Source organism: Streptomyces zagrosensis, from assembly GCF_014203645.1.
Lineage (GTDB): Bacteria > Actinomycetota > Actinomycetes > Streptomycetales > Streptomycetaceae > Streptomyces > Streptomyces zagrosensis.
Map to the genome: position 1 here is coordinate 64,184 of NZ_JACHJL010000025.1, position 20,944 is coordinate 85,127.

The window sequence follows — 20,944 nt, forward strand, 5'->3', positions numbered from 1 at the left end:
CAAGGCCGCGCCCCTGACCGGGGCCGGCCCAGGCGCCTTGACGGCCCGTGCCCCGTGCGGTGGGGGTGCGGGCCGCTGTGCGTGCCCCCGTGCCCGAGCAGCTCAACACAGCGCCGCGCCCCGCCGGTTGACTTCGGCGGGGCGCGGCGCTGGTATCTGGTGTCGCTGGTGCGTCAACCCGCAGCTCAGCGGTTGCCGATCTTGTGCGCCGCGGCGTAGGCGGCGACCGGGGACAGCGCCATGAAGATGTACGTCATGGCGTCGGCGTCTTCCTTCCAGCCGTCGTACAGGTCGCCGAAGTGGTCGAAGAAGAACTCGTTCGCGGACGGGACCTGGCTGCTGTCTCCGCCCAGGCGCTCGACGGCGTTGCTCGTGAAGTCGTTGGCGATCAGCGCGTAGCCGTACATCTCCCCGAGGAAGATGGCGATGAGCGCGAACACCGCGCCGATGATCCACAGGCCCTGGTTGCGCCCGCCCAGCTTGGCCACCACGGCGCCGACGAGGGCGCCGAGCGCCACGCCCGCGTAGGCGAAGTTGGTGATCTCCGGCTGCTGGCCATCGGTGTCGGCGAGCGCGCTCAGCAGGAAGGCGTAGAGCAGCGCGCCGACGAGGGCCGCGCCGATGCCGGCCACGATGGCGAGGCCGACGCTGCCCTGGGGCGGGGCCGGGGCCGGCGGTGGCGGGAATCCGCCCCCGTACTGGGGCTGCTGCGGCTGGCCGCCCTGCGGGGGCTGCTGCGGGTAGCCGTAGCCACCCTGCTGCGGGTACCCGCCCGGCTGCTGGGGCTGCTGGGGCTGTTGTGGCTGCTGCCAGGGCTGGCTCATGTGATCCCCCGGGGATGAAGGTGTGTTCGACCGCGCTCCGGGGACAGAAGTATGTGGAGAGCGGCAGGTGTTTTTCGAGCCACAAACTAACAGCTGGGCCGGATGCTCCGACAAGCTGAAGAGTTGACCGTGACATGGCTGGGACGTACTAGAGACAACCCGGTCCGCTATATGCCCATTCGGCGCTGTTGGCCGTGACGAGATGGAGGACGGCCAGCGAGGCGTACGGACGCGGGCAGCGGCGGGCCGGCACTGGCCGGGCTGACGTGCGGGAGCCGGAAAGCGGGCGTCAAGCCGAGATAAGAATCCGGCATAGGGAATAATCTCATCTTATGGCGCAAAGCAAGTCGTTCAGCGGACGTGACATGGGCATCGACCTCGGCACCGCGAACACGCTGGTGTACGTGCGGGGCAAGGGAATCGTGCTCAACGAACCATCGGTCGTCGCCGTCAACACGGTCGATGGCGCGGTGCTGTCAGTGGGGTCGGAGGCCAAGCGCACGATCGGCCGAACGCCATCCAACATCGTGGCGGTCCGCCCGCTGCGGGACGGGGTCATCGCCGATTTCGAGATAGCGGAGCGGATGCTCCGGCACTTCATCAAGAAGGTCACCGGTGGACGCAGGTTCTCGCGGCCCCGGGTGGTGATCTGCGTGCCCTCCGGGATCACCGGCGTCGAGCGACGCGCGGTGATCGAGGCCGCGTCCCAGGCTGGAGTGCGACAGGTGCACCTGGTGGAGGAGCCGATGGCGGCGGCCATCGGAGCGGGGTTGCCGGTCAGCGAGCCGACCGGCTGCATGGTCGTGGACATCGGCGGCGGGACGACCGAGGTCGCCGTCATATCGATGGGCGGCATCGTCACCGCACGTTCGGTGCGCATCGCGGGTGACGCGATGGACGCGGCGATCACGGCGTACGTGAAAAAGACGCACGCCTTGGCGATGGGTGAGCGCACTGCGGAGCACCTGAAGATGGCCATCGGTTCGGCCGCGCCCACTGCCCACTGGTCGGCGCAGGCCCTGGACACGCTCGCCCAGCGGACCGAGCCCGACGTCGAGATGTCGGGCTCGAAGGAGTGGGAGGCCGCCCTTGAGGAGGGCGATGCGGAGCGTAAGGAGGCGCTACAGCCGCCGGACCGGTGCACGGTGCGTGGCCGGGACTACGCCAGCGGCCTGCCCAAGACGCTGGAGCTGACGGCGGAGGAGGTGCGGCATGCACTGTCCGAGCCGGTGGAGGCGATCATCACCGCCGTACGGCAGACGCTGGATGAGACGCCGCCGGAGTTGGCGGGCGACATCATGGACCGCGGTGTGATGCTGACCGGCGGCGGGGCGCTGCTCCGCGGGCTCGATGTGCGGCTGAGGCAGGAGTTGGACATCCCGGTCCTGATCGCCGATGACCCGCTGGACTGTGTGGCGGTGGGCACCGGACGGTGCGTAGAGAACTTCGGCGCGCTGCGGAACGTGCTGGACGCGCAGCCGCAGCGCACGCTCCAGATGTCCCGGGTCTGAACCCGTCAGGGAGTGCGCCTACGCGCCCGCACGTTCGTGCGTTCGTGCGTCCGTGCGTCCGTACGTCCGCACCCCTGCAACACGGCCGCGCTGGCCCTTGCCGGCCCTCGCCTTGCTGCCGGTCGGTCGGGCGGTCTGCCGGTCTGCCGGTCTGCCGGTCTGCCGGGCGGGCGGTCGGGCGGTTTACAACCGGTAGGCCGTGCCCGCCGGGCTGGCGCCCCTGGTGTCCAGCAGGAGTTGGGCCTTGGCCGCCAGGCCCTGGAGGTCGTACGTGCGGTGTTGCTGAAGCAGCACGGTCAGGTCCGCGCTCGCGGCGGCCTCGTACAGCGAGTCGGCGCGCGGTACCGGGCGGCCGAGCACGCGCCACTGCGGTACGTGCGGATCGTGATAGCTGAGCTGCGCGCCCAGCTCCATCAGACGGGAGGCGATCTCGCGAGCGGGAGAGCCCTCCTGGTCCGCGACGTCGGGCTTGTAGCTGACGCCGAGTAGCAGCACGCGGGCGCCGCGCGCCGACTTTCCGTGCTCGTTCAGCAAGGTCGCGCAGCGCTGGGTGACATAGCGCGGCATGCGGCCGTTGACCTCCTGAGCCAGCTCGACCATCCGCAGTGGGTAGCCGATGGTGCGCCCCTGGTAGGAGAGGTAGTTGGGGTCGATGGCGACGCCGGGGCCACCGACGCCGGGGCCGGGGCGAAACGCCTGGAAGCCGAACGGTTTGGTCTCGGCGCACCGCACCACGTCCCATAGATCGACGCCGATGTCATGGCAGAAGACGGCCATCTCGTTGACGAGCGCGATGTTGACGTGCCGGTAGTTGCTCTCCAGGACCTTGACCGCCTCCGCCTCGCGCGGGCCGCGGGCGCGCACCACCTTGTCCGCGAGCCGCCCGTAGAAGGCCGCGGCGGCTTCTGTGCAGGCCGGGGTGAGGCCGCCGATGACCTTGGGTGTGTTGGTGTAGCCGTACGAGCGGTTGCCGGGGTCCACCCTGCTGGGGGAGTAGGCGAGGTGAAAGTCGCGGCCCGCGCGCAGCCCTGAGCCGCTTTCGAGGATCGGCCGCAGGAACTCCTCGGTGGTGCCGGGATAGACGGTGGATTCCAGAAGCACGGTGGTGTGTGGGCGCAGCCGGGTGGCCAGCGTGCGGGCGGCCTCGCCGACGGCGCTGAGGTCCAACGTCCGGTCGGGGCCGAGCGGCGTCGGTGCGCAGATGACGGCGGTACGCACCCGGCCGAGTTCGGCGGAGTCGGTCGTCGTACGGAAGCCGCCGGAGATCATGCGCCGAATGCCGGCCGCTGACAGCGGGCCACCGCCGGGTTCGTGCTGTGTGGAGCCGGCGCCGGTGCCGGCCCCACCGCCAGGGGGACGGCCAGCGGCGAGTTCCGCGACGGTGCGCGGGTCGGGGTCGTAGCCGATGGTGGGGATGCGGGCGGTGGTCGCGGCCTGGGCGAGGGGGAGGCCGAGGTGGCCGAGTCCGATGACGGCGAGATCTGCGGGCATGGAGGTGCCGCCCTTCCTTCCCACGGCGATGTCGGATGGCACGAAGTCAGACTAAGCGGAAATATGACCCATAGTGAGGATTGGGTGAGGGGCGCGACGCGGTGTTGCCCGGGCGGGGTGCGCACGGGTGTTTGAACGGTGCTGCGTGGTGCTGCGCGTGCTGCGGGGTGCCGGACCGTGCTGCGTCGTGCTCAGGGCTTCTGCTGGCGCTTTGGTGCGCCTGCCGTGTCGGGTTACGGGCGCGGGTGGTGTGGGCCGTGCGGTCGTGGTCACTCGGGTGGCGCGGGTGGCCGTGCCGGTGGCTGAGGTGGGCTGCCGGTCGGCCCGGCTGACTGGCTGACAGTTGGTCTGGCTGGCTGGCTATCTGGCTGTTCATGGTGTGTACGGTCAAAATCATTCATAAGTGAGCGTGACCCCGATCACAGTGGGAGGCACTGGTGAGGACAGCGACCCTGGGACCGGCGGAGCGCGCCACGGCGCTCGCCCAGTTGGCGGAACGAGAACTGGATGTGCTGGTCATCGGCGCCGGAGTAGTCGGCGCCGGCACCGCACTCGACGCCGCGACCCGCGGCCTGACCACCGGCCTCGTCGAGGCGCGCGACTGGGCGGCGGGCACATCGAGCCGATCCAGCAAGCTGATCCACGGGGGGCTGCGCTATCTGGAGATGCTCGACTTCGCCCTGGTACGCGAGGCGCTGAAGGAGCGCGGGTTGTTGCTGGGGCGGCTCGCGCCGCACCTGGTGAAGCCGGTGCCCTTCCTGTATCCGCTCCAGCACAAGGGGTGGGAACGGCTGTACGCGGGTTCGGGCGTGGCCCTTTACGACGCCATGTCGGTCTCCTCCGGGCACGGCCGCGGGCTTCCCATGCACCGGCATCTGTCGCGGGGCCACGCCCTTCGGGTGGCGCCCTGCCTGCGTAAGGACGCACTGGTGGGCGCGTTGCAGTATTACGACGCGCAGATGGACGACGCGCGCTACGTCACCACCTTGGTACGCACCGCCGCCTCCTACGGTGCCAAGGTGGCCAACCGCGCTCGCGTGGTGGGCTTCCTTCGCGAGGGCGAACGCGTCGTGGGCGCCCGGGTGTGCGATGTGGTGCAGGGCGGCGAGTTCGATGTGCGGGCCCGGCAGGTGGTCAACGCCACCGGCGTATGGACGGACGACACCCAGGCGATGATCGGAGAGCGCGGCCAGTTCCACGTCCGCGCATCCAAGGGCATTCACCTCGTCGTACCCAAGGACCGCATCCACTCCACTACCGGGCTGATCCTGCGCACCGAGAAGAGCGTGCTGTTCGTCATCCCCTGGGGCCGACACTGGATCATCGGCACCACGGACACCGACTGGGACCTGGACAAGGCCCACCCGGCGGCATCCAGCGCCGACATCGACTATCTGCTCGAACACGTCAACTCGGTCCTCGCCACCCCGCTGACGAGGGACGACGTAGAGGGCGTTTACGCCGGGCTGCGCCCGCTGCTGGCCGGGGAGTCCGACGCGACCAGCAAGCTCTCGCGCGAGCACACCGTTGCCCACCCGGTGCCGGGCCTGGTCGTCGTCGCGGGTGGCAAGTACACGACGTACCGGGTGATGGCCAAGGATGCGGTGGACGAGGCCGTGCACGGGCTCGATCAGCGGGTCGCGGACTGCGTCACCGAGGATGTGCCACTGGTCGGGGCGGAGGGCTATCACGCGCGCTGGAACGCCCGCGCGGTCATCGCCCGGCGCACCGGGCTGCACGTGGCCCGGGTGGAGCATCTGCTCAACCGGTACGGGTCATTGGCCGAGGAGGTCATCGAACTGATCGCGGCCGATCCGCGCCTGGGTGAGCCGCTGCCGGCCGCCGAGGACTATCTGCGGGCCGAGGCCGTCTACGCCGCTTCGCATGAGGGTGCCCGGCATCTGGACGATGTGCTGACCCGGCGTACCCGCATCTCCATCGAGACCTTCGACCGCGGCACCCGCAGCGCACGCGAGGTGGCCGAGCTGATGGCACCGGTCCTTGGCTGGGACGCGGGGCAGGTCGAGCGGGAGGTCGAACATTACGCGAAGCGGGTGGAGGCCGAGCGGGAGTCGCAGCGTCAACCGGACGACCTGACGGCGGACGCCGCCCGGCTGGGCGCGCCGGAGATCCAGCCGCTGTAACGGCGCGGGGCGCGCGGGCCCCGGGGCGTCCGGTGACGGGCGTGGCCGTGCGGTGCCAGTGCCGGTGCGGGTGGGGCGTGGGTGGTGTGCGGTGCAGGGCGGCGTGGCCCAGGGGTGGCGCGCGCGGGCGCTCGTTGGCCGAACGATGGCCGAATTTCTGAGGAACGATGGCGGAATGGCGGGCTCGACGCGACGTCAGGCCCGAGCCGATCGTCCCTGCTGAACCGTCGGTGGCGGGAAACGATTGGCCATGTCCACATCCCGTATGGTCGCTCGATACTCCCTGACGCGACCGGAGTGAGCTCGTTCGTGCGCTGGGCCGGTACTTCCCCTGGTCTGTAGATGAGAGACAATGGACGCTCTGCCAGGGTGGGTTGATTGCAGAGGGGACGCATGTCGGAGGCGGAGCAGACGCAGGGCAAGACTGGGCGCCTCCTCGCTGGGCGGTACCGGCTCGGCGAAGTGCTGGGCCGGGGCGGCATGGGCACCGTCTGGCGGGCTCGCGACGAGACGCTGGGCCGCACCGTCGCGGTGAAGGAACTGCGCTTTCCGTCAAGCGTGGACGAGGACGAAAAGCGGCGTCTGATCACCCGTACGCTACGTGAAGCCAAGGCCATCGCCCGGATTCGTAGCAGTGGTGCTGTCACGGTGTACGACGTCGTTGACGAGGACGACCGGCCGTGGATCGTGATGGAGTTGATCGAGGGCCGGTCCCTGGCGGACGTGGTACGCGACGATGGCGCGCTCAGCCCGCGCCGGGCCGCCGAGGTCGGGCTCGCCGTGCTCGACGTGCTGCGCGCGGCACACCGCGAGGGCATCTTGCACCGCGACGTGAAGCCATCGAACGTGCTCATCGCCGACGACGGCAGAGTGGTGCTGACCGACTTCGGCATCGCCCAGGTGGAGGGTGACCCGTCCGTCACCTCGACCGGGATGCTGGTCGGCGCCCCCTCGTACATCGCGCCCGAGCGGGCCCGCGGCCACAAGCCCGGACCGCCGTCCGACCTGTGGTCGCTCGGCGGCCTGCTCTATGCGGCGGTCGAAGGCGTCCCCCCGTACGACAAGAGCACGGCCATCGCGACATTGACCGCCGTGATGACCGAGGCGCTCGATCCGCCGAAGAACGCCGGCGTACTCGAAGAGGTCATTTACGGGCTGCTGGCCAAGGACCCGGCGCGCCGGCTGGACGACGCGGGTGCGCGGGCGATGCTGACCGCCGCGGTCAACGCGCCAGACGACCGGATCGCCCGCCCCGCGGCGCCCATGGAGCCGACTCGCACCATGCCGCTGCCCTCGGCGCCCGGGCCCGTGGCGCCGCACACCACGCGCCCCGTGCACCGCAGCGAAGCGGCCGGGTCGGCGCGGCCGGCGGGGCGCCCCAGCGGCCTGCTCGGCGGTGGCCGGTCTACGGGCCGTACGGCCGGTGTTGCCGGGTCCGCCGGTGGCGGGGGTGCCCGGTCCGCACCGCACTCGGACGCGACCACGCCGCCCAGACCGCATGGTGTTCCCGGTGCGCCGCCCGCGTCCGTGCGGGGTGGCGGCTCACGCGCCTCGATCACGGACGTCGTGCCCAAGCGCACGCTCGTGATCGTCGTGGTCGTCGTGCTGCTCGCCGTGCTCGGCACGGCGATCGCCCTGGCGCTCAGCGGTGAGGGCGACAAGGGCGAGCAAAGCAAGTCCGGCGCGCGCGCGTCAGCTTCGAGCGGTGCCACCGGTGATGACACGGCAACGGGCGACGACGAAGGCAAGACCGGAGACGGCGACGCAGGTGACCAGTCGAGCGCTCAGCCCACGGGCGGACAGAACTCCGCTGACCAGGACGACAAAACTGACAAGGACAGCAAGGACAGTAAGGGCGACAAGAAGAACAGCGGCGTACCCGCTGGGATTCCGCAGGGGTACGAGCCCGTCAGCGACGGCAAGTTCCACTTCGCCATGACGCTGCCCAAGGGCTGGGAGCGCCGCCCGATACCGGGCTACAGCGGTGGCGGTGTCTACAGCGCGAGCGGCGGATTCCCGCGCGTGCAGGTTGACTTCAACGCCAAGCCGCTGCCCAACGCCGCCGAGGCATGGCGCGGCGCGGAGCCCGGCGCGTCCCGCACGATGAAGGGCTACCGCGGCCTTGGCATCCACGCCGTCACCGACTGGAAGGGCTATCCGACCGTCGCCGACTGGAACTTCGAGCGCGACCAGCGCGGCAAGACGGTCCGAGTGCTCAACCGTGGCTTCAAGGTCGATGCCAAGCGCGGTTACGCCGTCATGATCACCTGTGAGAAGGGTGCCTGGGCGGAGCGGGAATGCCGCACGCTGCGCGAGGTCGCATTGCGGAGTTTCGCCCCCAAGGAGTGAAGATCTTCGCACGGGAGGGTGCAGCCCCCCAGCCCCGAGGACTGAGCAGCACCGGGTCGGGACAGAGGCCACATAGCAGCGGTCAAGTAGTCCGGGACAGACGTCACGTGGTCCGGTAAAGCGGCCATGCGGTCCGAGAGAGACCGAGCGGACTCGGCCGACCAGTCGGCACAAAGCGAGTTGGGCACGTATCGTGAGAACTCGCGGCCGTAGGTAGCTGTAAAGCGCAAAAAAATGACCGGATTTGACGGTTACGTGCGGTGAGCGTTGGGCGAATCGCGCGCTTGGGGAGGCGTCGTGGACGACTACGCGGGTCGGGTGCTCGCCGACCGCTATCGACTGCCGCTGCCACCCGCCGACGAGTACGAATTCGTGGAGACCCGTGCTTTCGACACCTACAGCGGCCAGGAAGTGCTGGTCAGGCAGGTGCCGCTGCCCGAGGTCGTCGAAGCGGAGATGGTCGGCGACGGCCCGTCCTACCGGGACTCAGGCGCCGGGCCAGCGGGTGGATATGCGGCGCAGGGGGCATATAGCTCATACAGCTCATATGGTTCGTACGGCTCCGATGACGGGCGGCCGGGCGGCGGGCAGGACACACGCCGCCGGGCGATCCAGGGCAGCGGGCTGGGGGACCCGGCCGTACGACGCGCGATAGACGCGGCCACCGCAGCCGCGCAGGTGCCCGACCACCCCCGGCTCGACCAGGTTTTCCATGTCTTCGCCGAGTCCGGCAGCCTGTGGATCGTCAGCGAACTGGTTCCGGCCCGACCGCTGGCCGCGCTGCTGGCCGAACGGCCGCTCAGCCCGCACCGCGCGGCGGAGGTCGCCGCCGACGTACTGACCGCGCTGCGCGCCCTACACGCGCACGGCTGGACCCACCGCAACATCACCACCCGTACGGTGCTGGTCTGCGACGACGGGCGCGCGATGCTGACCGGCCTGGCGGCCGGCGCGGCCGAGGAGGCGCTCTGCGGCTACGACCCGGTGCCGGAGGCGCTGCGCGCGGCGCGCGCCCCTCAACCGAGGTCACCGTTCGACGACGCTGGTCTCGACCCGGGCGCCGGGTATGAGACGCCCGAGCCATGGGCCGGGGGCGGGGCCGGAGCAGGTGACGCCCGGGTGGATGTGGGCGCGGTGCCCTCCCCCCGGCCGGGCACGGGCTCCGATGCGCTACGGGACATCCACGCCGACACCGGACCGGGCGCGGGCGGAGGGCTAGCCGCAGGTGGGGGATCAACCGCGGAGCGGCAGGTGGGCGGCGGTGCCGGCCGGGACCTCGCGGCCGAGCGTGCCGAACGCGAACGCGCACGCGCACGCGAATTCCGCCCCGGCCCCGAACCGGATGCCGCGGCTGCTGGCGCTGGCGCGCTCCCGGCGACTCCGGTGGTGCGACGCGGCCCAGCGGGCCCCGTTTACCGGAACCAGGAGCCGGCGGGCAGGCTTCCGTTGCCACGTAACGGACACGGTGGTGTCAAGGCGGGGCCCGCCGCGAGCTTGGGCACAGGTGCGAACGGCGGCCCGGGTAGCGGCGTACGAGCCGGTGATGCGGGTGGCGGCGCGGAGCACGCGGGACAGGGCGCGCCGCTGCGTGCGCCGCGCGCCGGCGCCATCGCCGCCTACCGCGCCGGAGCGCAAGCCGCCGCGCGCGGGTCCGTCGAGGGCGGACCTGCTGAGGGCGAACCCGTCAAGGACGGACCCGCCGAGGCGCCACAAACTCACGTGCGCGCCACTGGCTCTCACGCCACCGGCCCAGGCGCCACCGGCCCCTACGCCGCAGAACCCGCCGACGAGCACACCGACGAGCACACCGAACGGGCCGGCCAGGACTGGTCCAGCGACGACCCGCCGCGCGAGCACTGGGCCGACGACGGCCGGGAGCTTGCCGACACGCCGCCACTCGGCGCGGCCGGTGGTGGTAGTGACGCGGGAGGTTACCGCGGGCCCGACTCCGCGCTCGCGGCCGAGCGGGCACGGCAGGCACGCATCGTCGTGGTCGGCGCGATCACCGAGCGCTGGGCGCCCGAGCAGGCGGGCCCGGTCTACGAGAACTGGCGCCTCGCGCCCCCCGTTGGCCCCGCGGCCGACCTCTGGGCCGTTGGCGCGCTGCTGTTCCGCGCGGTGCAGGGCCATGCGCCCTACCCGGAGGAGAACGCGGCGGAGCTCGTACAACTGGTGTGCGCCGAGCCGCCCGCATACGCCGAAGAGTGCGGCGCGTTGCGGCCCGTGGTCGAGTCGCTGATGCGGCAGGACCCCACCGAGCGGCCGGACTTCGAAGAGTTGCGCGGCTGGCTGCGGTCGCTCATCAGGTCCGCGCCCGAGCCCGACGTCGGCAGCCGCACGGTCATGGTGCCCCCCACCGGGCCGAGCGGCCCCGCCGACCCTCAGCGGCTGCCCATACTGCGCCGCCGCGGCGAACTGGTGCGCCGCCGGCGCCAGGCCGCGACCCTGCACGGGCGGCACCGGCACAAGAGGGGCAAGCTACCGCGCGTACCGCGACAACACCACGAGCACCAGGAGCCGCCACCCCGCCAGGAGAAACACCTGCGTCTTGAGTCCCACGAAGCCGCTGCGCCACGCGGGGCGGGTGAGCGCGGCCCCCGCAACCTCGGCCGGTGGCTCGTGGTGCTGGTCCTGCTGATGCTGGCGGCTGCGGTGCTGTACGCGATGGTGTTCATGCCCGAGGCCAAGAAGGACGAGGGCGCGGGCCGCGGCGACTCGGTCAGCTCGGGCAGCGGCACCCCGCAACGGACGGTCGGGGCCGGCGATGGCAAGGGTGCTGGCAACGCGGAGGGCAAGAACGGCGATCGGCAGCCGCAGTCCACGGACCCGACCGGGCTCGCCAAGGGCTTTGCGCTGCGCAAGGACCCCGAGGGCTTCCAACTCGCCGTGTCCGATGGCTGGCAGCGCCGACAGCCCAACGGCCGGGGCCAGATCCGCTATCTGGGCAACGACTGCGAGCTCATCGTCGTACCGGGCCGGGACAAGGTCGCCGAGTACGGCAGCGACCCGATGAAGTACCAGCAGGTCCTGGAACCGGAACTCGCCCCCTTCCGCAACTCCGAATGGGCATCGGCCACCGGGCTGCGCCGAATCGATGTGGGCGAGACAGCGATGGCCGAAGGCGCCTTCGGCTGGAACGACAGCAGCGGTCGCAAGGCGTATGCCCGTAACCTCGCCATGATCATCCAAAACCGCTACCACATCGTCCAGGTCATCGGACCGGACAACCAACGCCGTGCGGTGGACCGCTACTTCGACCAAGCGTCGGCCAGCTACCGCTCCACCCGCTGAGGTCAATCGTCCTTCGGCGTCGCGTCGGGGCCCGGTGTGACGCCGGTACTTGGTGTCGTGTTGGCACCCGGTGTGGTGTTGGTCGTCGGTGTGGCGTTGGCGGTTGGCGTGGCGTTGGTAGTTGGCGCGGAAGAAGGCGTGGGTGTGACAGGGGGCTCGGATGCGGCAGGGGTGCCTGGTGAGGCGGTTGCGTCCGGCGGGGTGTCGATACGGAGTTGAGCGCGGCCGATGTCGAACATCTTGTCCTGTTCTGCCCGGTGCGCGGTGGTGTCTGTAGTGCCTGTGGTGGCTGTGGTGGCTGTGGTGTCTACGAAGAACTGGTAAACGCGGTGATCGGCGCCGGGGACGAACAGTTCAACGCGGCGGCGTATCTCCTTCTTCCCCCGCCAGCGGTAGTCGAGCTCGATCCAACGGGCCTGCGCGCCGTACCAGTCGATGGAGTGCCTGCGGGTGTGCACGTCCTCCATGGAGGAGTCCTTGGTCGTGCGGTACCAGGTGATCTGCTTCTCCGATGCCTCGGCCGCCGTCGCGCCCAGGCCGGTGTCGCGCTTGAGGCCGATGGTGAAGGCGCCCTTGTCGCCCCCGGTCCAGTTGGCCTCGGTGTCGTTCTTGTCCCCGAGCCGGTAGCCGTTCGGCAGTGGCACCGACGCGGTCAGCGGCTCGTGAGCTTGCAGTCGCCAACCGGCGGGCAGCGCCGGGCGCCCGGGTTGGGCCGATGGGGCCGTGGGGGTGGGCGTCGGCGCACCGGTGGGACTGGAGCTCGCCGTGCTGGAGGGCTCGGCGCTGGCCGCCGGTGGCGCGGTGGCCGCATCGTCGCTTAGCGGCCCCTGGATGAGGAAGACGCCCGCTCCAACGACCAGTACCAGCGCCCCCAGCGCGCCCAAGGCGACCTTGGGTCGGACGCTGCCCAGCGGTCCGCGCTTGCCGGCCCCCGCACCACCGTCGCCCGGTGTCGCAGCGTCGCCCACCGCCCGGCCGGTGCGAGCGCTCGGGTACGGCGCCGGGCCGCTCGCGCTGACAGGCCCGCCCGCACCCGTACGGCCCGACGCGGGCATCGGCACGGCCGCAGGCAGCGCGCCGGGAAGCGCCACACTCGGGTGGCTCACTTTCGGGTGGCCCATGCTCGGGCGGCCAGTTCCGAGGGCGGGGGAGGCGTCCGGTGGCCCGGCCGTGCGGCCACCACTCGCGACCGGTGCATCGGACGCGGGCCTGCCGAGCCGGGGCCCGCCGGGCGCATCGGGTGCCGCGGGCCCGCCGTGGGCGTCGGGGCAGCCCGGGGCTGGGGGACCGCCGTCGTCTGTTGGCTGGCCGGTTGGTTGCTGCTGGCCGGGGTGCGGGGACTGGCTGGGCTGATGGGACTGATGGGACTGGCTGGGTTGGTGGGTTGGGCTGGGCTGGTCGGTGGTTCGGTGGGGGTGGTTCTGGGCCGGCAGGGGGCGGGTGGCCTCCGGGCCCGGTTTCGGCTCGGGGCTGCCGCGGTCCAGGGCGCGGAGTTGCAAGGTGTCCATGGACGAGGGGCTGCCGGCCTGCCGCGCCCCGGGCGCGGCAGCCCGGGGCGCGGAGGCCCGCTGCGCGCCGGTCGCCCGCTGGGGCGGCTCGGCCGCTCCCGTCTCCGGGGCCCGCGGCGGCACCGGCCCGGTCGGCGCGCCTCCCGGTGGGCCGGCTTCCGCTTCCGCTGCCGCTGGCAAGGCCGTCTGCGATCGCGCAGCCGACAGGGCCGACGACGCGGGCGGGGCGAGGGCGGCCGCGACCGTCCGCAAAGCCGCCTCGACCTCCTCGGCGCCGGGCCTGGCCGCCGGTTCCCTGGCCAGCAACCGTCCGACCAGTTCCGTCAACGGTCCGGTCCGCACCGGCGGACGAGGCTGCGCACCGAGCACCGCCGCCAGCGTTGCGGCCTGGGTGTCGCGGCGGTACGGGGTGACGCCCTCCAACGCGAGGTAGAGGACGACGCCGAGCGCCCACAGGTCGGCGGCCGGCTCCGGTGCGGCCGATGTGCCCCCTAGCCGCTCGGGGGCGATGAACTGCACCGCATCGATGGCAGCCCGGCCGTCCGCCGATGCGGCGTACCCGGCGGGCTCTTGTCCCCCCGCTTCCTTATCCTCCGCCGTGCCCTCGCGCCCCACCGCGCCCAGCCGCGCCGGCGCACCGGCCCCCGGCATCGCTTGGTCCACCGCGTGCACCATGCCGAAGTCGGTCAGCACGACCCGTCCCGCTCCGACGACCTCGACCTCCGGGCCCGTATCGGCTCCGGCTCCTACTCCGACCCCTGTTCCCGCTTCGGCGTTCGGGCGGACCATCGCGGGCGCCGTTCTGCCGCGTCCGAGCAGGATGTTGCCGGGCGTGACGTCTCCGTGGGTGATGCCTGCCGTGTGCGCGGCGCGTAGTGCGCTCGCCACCGCGAGCCCGATGTGGGCGACCTGGCGTACGCCAAGCGTGGCCCGCCGCAATGTCGCCGCGAGCGAGTCGCCGCGTATCAGCTCCATCACGACCCACGGGCGGCCCTCCACGGTCAGCACGTCGTGGACGGTGATGACGCAGGGGTGCTCGATGCGCGTCGCGGCGCGTACCGCGTGCCGCAACGCGTCGTAGGCCCGCGCGCGCTCAGTGGCGGGGAGCGTGGCGGGCAGCCGAGGCTCCTTGACGGCGACCTCGCGGCCTACGAGTTCGTCGGTCGCCTGCCACACGGTCCCCAGCGCGCCATCGCCGAGATGATCGCCGAGCCGGTAGCGCCCGGCCAGTAGGCCCTGATGGCGAGGTCGCTCCGGCCCCCGGCCTGGCCCTCGCCCCGCGGCCTGCCCGCTCGGCGGCTGCTCCCCCGACATCGCGTCCTCCCCTCCATGCGCCATGTCGTCCATCATCGCGCGAGGTTGGGACGTGCGCGGCGGGAGGGGGCGGATCAGGGACGAATATCAGCGCAGTGCGCAAGGGCACCCCGGTCGGGGTTATCCGGAGCGCGTAATTCCGGACATGATCGGTCATCGCACAACGTTCCGGCGGTGGTTGACGTGTGCGGACAGTGGCTGGAGGCGGGTGCGGAGAAGGCGGACAGTTGGGCCCAAAGTTGCACGTGGGTGAGGAGGAGCGGGGGCAGGCCCGGTGTGGGAGTGAGCGCGCGTGGAAAGGACGGTGGGTTCGGGCGATGTCGTCACTGAGCGTTGATACCGGGTTGTGTCCTCGGCGTGACTCGTTACGCGGGGGAGTCGGCTTCGCCCTCCGGTACGCTCCGTTGGATGCGAGCTGTAGTGAAGCGCGATGACCCGGGGCAGGCCACGATGGAGGCTCCGATGTCGTATGCGTTCCCAGCTCGCGCAGGGCGCGGGGCGCTGTTGGCGCTCTGTTCGACTCCCCGCAGCGCGCGTCGCACAGTATGCACCAGGCCTACTCCTTGGCGCTGGAATATGCCGGAAGCGCTTGGCGGGGTGACTGTACGTCAACCATGCTGTCTCGTAGCGGGATCACGTTCCGTGATCCCGGAGAGACGCGAGGCGATGTGTCCGCCGGTTCGGATGGTGTGAGCGGTGCAGGTGCTTCAAATGCAGATGGAGGTCCGGCCGGACCCGGCCGAGGTGAGTCGGGCTCGCCGATGGGCACGCTCCCGGCTCGCCGGTTCGGGAATGGCAGTAGACGAGCCATTGGCGGAGACGCTCGTCCTGCTGATCTCGGAACTGGTGACCAACGCCGTGGTGCACACGGGGTGTCCGGCGGTATTGCGGATGCGTTTCCCCGCGCAGTGCGGTGCGGCGGACGAGGACGCGGTCGGGGACGCGGATGGCGGCGCGGATGGGTCTACGGCCGGCGCTGGTGGCGAGCCGACGGCCGGGGCTGTCTCGGACCGCGGTGCGGGGGGCGCGGCCGGGTCCGCCGCCCAGGCAGGCCCGGATTCGGCTGCTTGGGGTGAACGGGACGCAGGGGGTGTACAGGGTGCCCGGGGTGCACAGAGTGCGCGGGGTGAACACAGCGCGGGCGTACGGGCGGTGCCGGGCAGCGGCGTCGAAGTGTCGGCGGTGGAGACGGTGCGGGTGGAGGTCATGGACGCCAGCAGCTGCCCTCCCAGGCCCCGGTGCGCCGATGGCGATGACACCCATGGGCGCGGCCTGGAGCTGGTGGACGGCCTCGCAGACCGCTGGGGCTGGAAGTCGGAGGGAGGCGGCAAGAGCATCTGGTGCGAGGTGGACCGCCAGGGCGCACCACCGGCGCACGCGGCGCATCCCTCCCAAGAACCGGCTGGTCATGCCGCTGAGCAGGTGGTGGGTGGCGCCGAGTCGGCCGCGAGCGAGGCTGTTCCGGCGGTGAGCGGCGCTGAACCGGCCGCGCACGGCGTGGAGCGGAACGCCGATGGTGGTGCCGCGGCAACGGGTGATGCGAGTGGGGCCGGCGGCGAGCCTGGGCCCGGCGTGGTGTCGGCGGGGCCCTCCACAACGGTTGTAGCCGTACGGCGGAACGCACCGCTGACGGGCGAACGAGACGTACCGCTAGCAGGCGCGTGCACCTCTCGCCGCCCAGTCGCGCGCCGGGTGTGAATCGGTTAGTCCAGACCGGGTGTTGACGTGACGTGTCCGATTGATCACTCTTAGGTGCAGCGATGCGCCGTGAGGGGACGTCGAGGGAACCTCGTGCCTGTGGGTGCGTTCCTCGGCGAGTGCGGATCGCGGTTCGGCGCGGCAACAGGGCGGCGGCGCCGGAGGGGCTGGCGGTGCGCGATGCCGTGCTCGGGGCGCGCATGGTGCACCGCCACGCCACTTGTACGCCGGGGCACGCGCCGTGCCCTGTACGCCGCCGTGCGGCCCTGTGTCATGCGGCTCCGTGCCCCGTTCGCCGCCGTGCGGCCCTGTGCCATGCCACGCCGTGCGCCCCGTGGCACGCCGGCGCGGGACCTTGCGTGGGTGGCGTGCCCATGCCGGCCCACGGGGTTCGACCAGTCGATCTGCGGGGGCAGTCAGTCGGCCACGGCCTCGATGAGTGAGTACGGCGTGGCCTCCGCGAGCGGCGTCACCGAGGTGAGGGACAGGCCCGCGCGGTGGCACACCTCCTCGAAGTCCTTACGGGTGCGCTCCCTACCGCCCACGTTCACCAGCATGTTGAGGTCGCTCAGGTAGGTGATTCCGCCATCGGCGGCGTGGGATTGCGCGGTGGTGGTCACGACGTCGGGCAGCACGGGTTCCACGATCAGGACGCGACCGCCCGGCGGTAGCACCTCGCGGCAGTGGCTCAGGATCGTGACCGCCTGTTCGTCCGTCCAGTCGTGCAGGACGCTCTTGATCAGGTACAGGTCCGAGCCCTTGGGGACCGACCGAAAGAAGTCCCCGGCGATCAGCGAGCAGCGTTCGGTGAGCCCGCGTTGCTGGAGCTTCTCCGGCGCCTGGGCCAGGCCATCGGCCGTGTCGTAGAGGACACCGGCGAGGGCCGGATGCGCGTCGAGTATGCCGGCCAGCAGGGTTCCGTCGCCGCCGCCGACGTCCGTGATCGTGGTGAAGCGTCCGAAGTCGAAGGCGGACGGCAGCGCGGCGGCGGTTTCCCCGGCGGCTTGACTCATCGCCGCGTTGAACACCAGGGATAGCTCCGGGTGTTGGGCGAGATGGGTGAAGAAGTCCGTACCGAAGACGGTGTCGAACGCGATATCGCCGGTGCGGATGCTGCCGTCCAGGTGTTCCCAGGCCCGGACGAGCACCGGCTCGGTGAGCAGCCGCACCAAAGACGTGAGCGAGTCGGGGCGCTCGGAGCTGAGGAGTGCGCCCGCGGGGGTTACCGAAAAGGTGTCGGGGGTGTGTTCTTCTAGTAGGCCGAGGCCGGTCAGGGCACGCAGTAGCCGGGTCATGGGCTGGTGTTCGGCTCCCGCGTCGGCGGCCACGTCGGCGGCCCGGCGCTGTGCGTCACCGATCAGCTCGACCACTCTCAACCGCGCGGCGGCGCGCAGGGTTTGGGCAGCCATGCTTCCGAAGGCGAGCCGGACGATCAGTTCGCGATCGGCCATGCCTGCTGCTAGGACATCGGTGTTGGTCATGGGTGTGCTTCTTCTTTCGTGTGTGGGGCAGGTGCGGGAGCCGGGGCCCGCGGCCGTGCGCGAGGCGGCGTGGGTGGTGGTGTGCGAGCCGGGGCCCGCGGCCGTGCGTGAACCGGCGTGGGTGGTGGTGTGCGAGCCGGGGCCCGCGGCCGTGCGTGAACCGGCGTGGGTGGTGGTGTGCGAGCCGGGGCCCGCGGCCGTGCGCGAGGCGGCGTGGGTGGTGGTGTGTGCGTGGCAGGTTTCTTCGGCGTATTCCTGGGCTAACCGACCGACGTCGCTCCACTGGCCAGGGCGCCCGGTGTGCACCCGGCGAAGGCCAGTACGTCGCGGTGGAGATGAGGCTGATCGACGTACCCGCACGCCAGGGCGACATCGGTGGCGTTCGCGCCCGCGCAGAGCGCTCGGGCGGCGTGGTCGAAGCGGACCAGCATGGCGGCGCGCTTGGGTGTGAGGCCGACTTGTGCACGGAACCTGGACCACAGCCGCTTGCGGCTCCAGCCGCACGATGCGGCGAGGTCATCGACCCGTATCCGGCCTCGTTGGGCCACGATGTGGTCCCAGGCGCCGGCGACCTCGGGCGACATCGACGGCGCCTGCGCGGCCCGCCTCATGAGGAACTCGTCCATCAGTGTGAGGCGTACTTGCCAGGTCGTGGCATCGGTCAGCTGCTCGCGCAGGCGTCGCTCGTGCTGGCCCCACAGGTCCTGAAGATCGGTGACGGACCCGTCAAGTCCGCGTGGGGAAACGCCCAGCACCGCATAGGCGGCCCGCGGTGACAAGCGCATCTCAATGCATTCGACGTGCTCGCCGCGGACTCGGGCCGGGCCGGGCGACAAGGTGGAGACGAGGCTTCGCAGGCGCCGGTGCCCGGTGGCGCCTTCGACCGTAAACGGCTCGTCCCCCAGCCCGATCACGATGGTCACGACAGGCTGAGGGATCACATGAAGGTCAAGACCGGCAGCGATACGGTCGCGGAACCCGGCCATCCGGACGCCGCCGATGGACGTGCCACCGGCGGGGTTTGCGACCTCCCAGCCGTTTGCGGCATCGCGATCCATGGAGCCGAACCCCGTGTCGTAGCTGCTGCTCATGCCCCTACCGTTGCCCACTTCGGCGGGCCCTGTCTTGGACAAAAGTTCCGTGGGCCTGTGCAGCGGGCTCGGGCGGGCTTGGCCGGGGGTGCTGAGCGGGGCTTGCGCGTTGCGGGCTGGTGCCAGGGCGGGGGCTGGCTCCGGGCGGAAGTTGGCTTAGAGTGGGGCCGGCACCTGGTGGAGGGCCAGCTCCGGTCAGAGCGTGTGGCGGGGTGCTGCCTCGATGACCTCTTGGAGCAGACGTCGGGACGCCAAGAGCCCGGCAACCTGGTTGTCGATACGCTCCCGTTCGCGGCGCAGTTCGTCGGCGAGTTCCGGCGTGCAGGGGCGCAGGACGCCGTCCTGCTCGCAGACGCTCGGCAGGAGCCGGGCGATGACGGCGGTGGTGAGGCCGGCCGCTAGCAAGGTCCTGATGTACGCGACCAGGCGCACATCGTCCTCGGCGTACACCCGGTAGCCGTTCCCGAGCCGTTGCGGGCGGAGCAGACCCTGCTGCTCGTAGTAGCGCAGCAACCGCACATTGACACCCGTACGGTCCGCGAGCTGGCCGATGCGAAGGCCCGGGTCCGCCGCGACGGGCTCCCCCACGGCCGGCCTCTCCCCAACGATGTCCCTCATGGCGGCAGAGGATTGATCGCGCTCGCCGCTTTTACCGCTTCTGCTTTTTTCGGCTGCTTTGTCGGGTTCACCGGGTTCACCGGGTTCACCGGGTTCACCGGGTTGGTCAGGGCCCGTTGCCGGGGACGTCCAGGCGCCTCCGCTGCCCCGGCTTCGGTTGATCTGCGTGCGCACGCGCGCTCCCTTCCGCTGGCTCCAGTGTCCTTGGTCTTCGCTGCCGGTAAAACGTGAGCGTGACGCCTGACGCTGACTGGGGCTTTATCGTCCAGTCATGGCTTATCGAGAACTCGCCACACGCCCCGTGCTGAGCTGGGTACTGGTGGCGGTCGCCGCCCGAATGCCCGTCGCCATGGCCCCACTTGCCCTGGTGTTTCTCGTACGAGAGCGGCCCGGCGGCTACACGCTGGGCGCGGTGCTCGCCGCCGCGTATGTCATCGGCGAAGTGGTGGGTGCCGCCACGCTCGGGGCACGGTTGCGTGCCGACCAGGCGCGGCGACAGCTCGCCATCGGCCTTGCGGTCGGGGCGGCGGCCTTCGCCGCGCTGGGGCTGGCGTCAACGGCGCATCCCGCGGTGTTGGGGGCGCTCGCGGTGCTCGCCGGCGCGGCCCCCGGCGCCGCGCCGGGAGGGCTGCGCGCGCTCCTCACCAGCCTGATACCTGAGCGCCTCAGTACCCAGGCGCTCAGCATGGAATCCATGTCCACCTACGGGGTGTGGACCGCGTCACCCGCGCTGGCCACCAGCCTCGCCCTGGGCGTGGACCCCGCCCTGCCGCTGCTCCTCGGGGCCCTGCTGGCGGCTGCCGCCGTGGCCGGCCTGTGGGCGCTGCCTGCGGGGTGGGAGGCGGACGAAAGCGACCGCGAGGGCGCGTCCATGCTGCGTATCCTGGCCGCCGCCTGGCCCGTCTATGTGACCGGCGCGGCGGCGCTCTCCCTGCTCGCGCTCGCCGAACTCGTACTGCCCGCCCTGCTCGAACAGCGCGGCATCGCGGTCGGGTGGGCCGGGCCGCTGCTCGCTGGCTACTCGATCGCTGCCGCCATCGGAGCGTTCGTCTACGGGCTGCGTAGCTGGCCCGGCCGGTTGGCCACGCAGAGCCTGGTGCTGATGCTCGCCGTGATGGCGTGCGTGGCGGCGGCAGCGGTCGTGCCCGGGCTCGGCCTGATCGCGGTGGCCCTGCTGGTGGCGGGGCTGCTCCAGTCCGGAGTGCAGATGACGCGGACTCTGGCGTTGCGCGAGGCGCTGCCGGCGAGCGCCCTCGCCGCGGCCTACTCCGTGATGTACGCGGCGGTCGGCGTCGGCTACGCGGTCAGCGCGACCCTGTCGGGCGTCGTACAGGAGGCGACCTCACCGGCCACGGCGATCCTCGGCGGCGTGGTGTTCGCGCTGCTGCTCACTTTGGTCGCGGCGGTCGGCGACCGCAGGTCCGGCGCCAAGCGGCGGCCGGTGGCACGCCCCGGGCACACGGTGGCCGGGGCACGCCCCCAGGCGGCTGCCGTAGAAGCGACGCCCACAGCGGCACCGGCCACAGATGCGACGCCCGCACCGACACCGGCCGTAGGAACGGACCCGGTGTTGGCGGCGGACCGCCGCATCGACGGCACCGGGGCGACGGAGCGGCCGTGAGGC

The 20,944-nt window shown here is 71.5% G+C and carries 11 protein-coding genes and 2 pseudogenes; 7 read left to right on the plus strand and 6 right to left on the minus strand.

What is annotated here, in order from left to right; genetic code table 11:
* Positions 1-185 precede the first annotated feature (185 nt).
* Entirely contained in the window at positions 186-824 is a 639-nt protein-coding gene (locus FHS42_RS32050; protein WP_184579014.1) for a hypothetical protein, read from the minus strand.
* A 332-nt stretch (positions 825-1,156) separates the two neighbouring features.
* Between FHS42_RS32050 and FHS42_RS32055 the strand changes: the two genes are divergently transcribed.
* Positions 1,157-2,335 carry a rod shape-determining protein gene (locus tag FHS42_RS32055; RefSeq protein ID WP_184579017.1) on the plus strand — a complete coding sequence of 393 codons (1,179 nt, stop codon included), beginning with the start codon at positions 1,157-1,159 and terminating at the stop codon, positions 2,333-2,335.
* A 183-nt stretch (positions 2,336-2,518) separates the two neighbouring features.
* Here the strand turns inward: FHS42_RS32055 and FHS42_RS32060 are convergent, their stop codons facing one another.
* Positions 2,519-3,826 (minus strand): nucleotide sugar dehydrogenase, encoded by a 1,308-nt coding sequence (locus tag FHS42_RS32060; protein ID WP_184579095.1) that lies wholly within the window; start codon positions 3,824-3,826, stop codon positions 2,519-2,521.
* 437 nt (positions 3,827-4,263) lie between these two features.
* Between FHS42_RS32060 and FHS42_RS32065 the strand changes: the two genes are divergently transcribed.
* The 3 genes from FHS42_RS32065 (at position 4,264) to FHS42_RS32075 (ending at position 11,610) form a co-directional block, all read left to right on the plus strand.
* A complete protein-coding gene (locus tag FHS42_RS32065; protein ID WP_184579020.1) occupies positions 4,264-5,970 on the plus strand; it encodes a glycerol-3-phosphate dehydrogenase/oxidase in 1,707 nt (568 codons plus the stop codon).
* 393 nt (positions 5,971-6,363) lie between these two features.
* The gene (locus FHS42_RS32070; RefSeq protein ID WP_184579023.1) at positions 6,364-8,319 is read left to right on the plus strand and encodes a serine/threonine-protein kinase; all 1,956 of its coding nucleotides are present in this window, start codon (positions 6,364-6,366) and stop codon (positions 8,317-8,319) included.
* A gap of 297 nt (positions 8,320-8,616) precedes the next feature.
* Positions 8,617-11,610, plus strand: a complete 2,994-nt coding sequence (locus tag FHS42_RS32075) for a serine/threonine kinase C-terminal domain-containing protein (protein ID WP_184579026.1) — start codon at positions 8,617-8,619, stop codon at positions 11,608-11,610.
* Between the two features lie 2 nt (positions 11,611-11,612).
* Here FHS42_RS32075 and FHS42_RS36395 read toward each other — a convergent pair whose 3' ends face one another.
* The gene (locus FHS42_RS36395) at positions 11,613-14,468 is read right to left on the minus strand and encodes a serine/threonine-protein kinase (protein WP_221477072.1); all 2,856 of its coding nucleotides are present in this window, start codon (positions 14,466-14,468) and stop codon (positions 11,613-11,615) included.
* Between the two features lie 660 nt (positions 14,469-15,128).
* Here FHS42_RS36395 and FHS42_RS38845 point away from each other — a divergent pair.
* Positions 15,129-15,326 (plus strand): annotated as a pseudogene (locus tag FHS42_RS38845) (ATP-binding protein); the annotation flags it as partial.
* A 294-nt stretch (positions 15,327-15,620) separates the two neighbouring features.
* Positions 15,621-15,788, plus strand: a pseudogene (locus FHS42_RS37795) (ATP-binding protein); the annotation flags it as partial.
* Positions 15,789-16,546: 758 nt separating this feature from the next.
* Here FHS42_RS37795 and FHS42_RS32090 read toward each other — a convergent pair.
* The 3 genes from FHS42_RS32090 to FHS42_RS32100 form a co-directional block, all read right to left on the minus strand.
* A complete protein-coding gene (locus FHS42_RS32090; RefSeq protein WP_184579029.1) occupies positions 16,547-17,611 on the minus strand; it encodes a methyltransferase in 1,065 nt (354 codons plus the stop codon).
* A gap of 260 nt (positions 17,612-17,871) precedes the next feature.
* Complete coding sequence (locus tag FHS42_RS32095; RefSeq protein WP_246495710.1) at positions 17,872-18,702, minus strand: helix-turn-helix domain-containing protein; 831 nt, start codon at positions 18,700-18,702, stop codon at positions 17,872-17,874.
* Between the two features lie 195 nt (positions 18,703-18,897).
* Positions 18,898-19,320, minus strand: coding sequence for a MerR family transcriptional regulator (locus FHS42_RS32100; protein ID WP_184579032.1), 423 nt, complete (start codon positions 19,318-19,320; stop codon positions 18,898-18,900).
* A gap of 271 nt (positions 19,321-19,591) precedes the next feature.
* Between FHS42_RS32100 and FHS42_RS32105 the strand changes: the two genes are divergently transcribed.
* A complete protein-coding gene (locus tag FHS42_RS32105) occupies positions 19,592-20,941 on the plus strand; it encodes an MFS transporter (protein ID WP_184579035.1) in 1,350 nt (449 codons plus the stop codon).
* Positions 20,942-20,944: the final 3 nt, after the last annotated feature.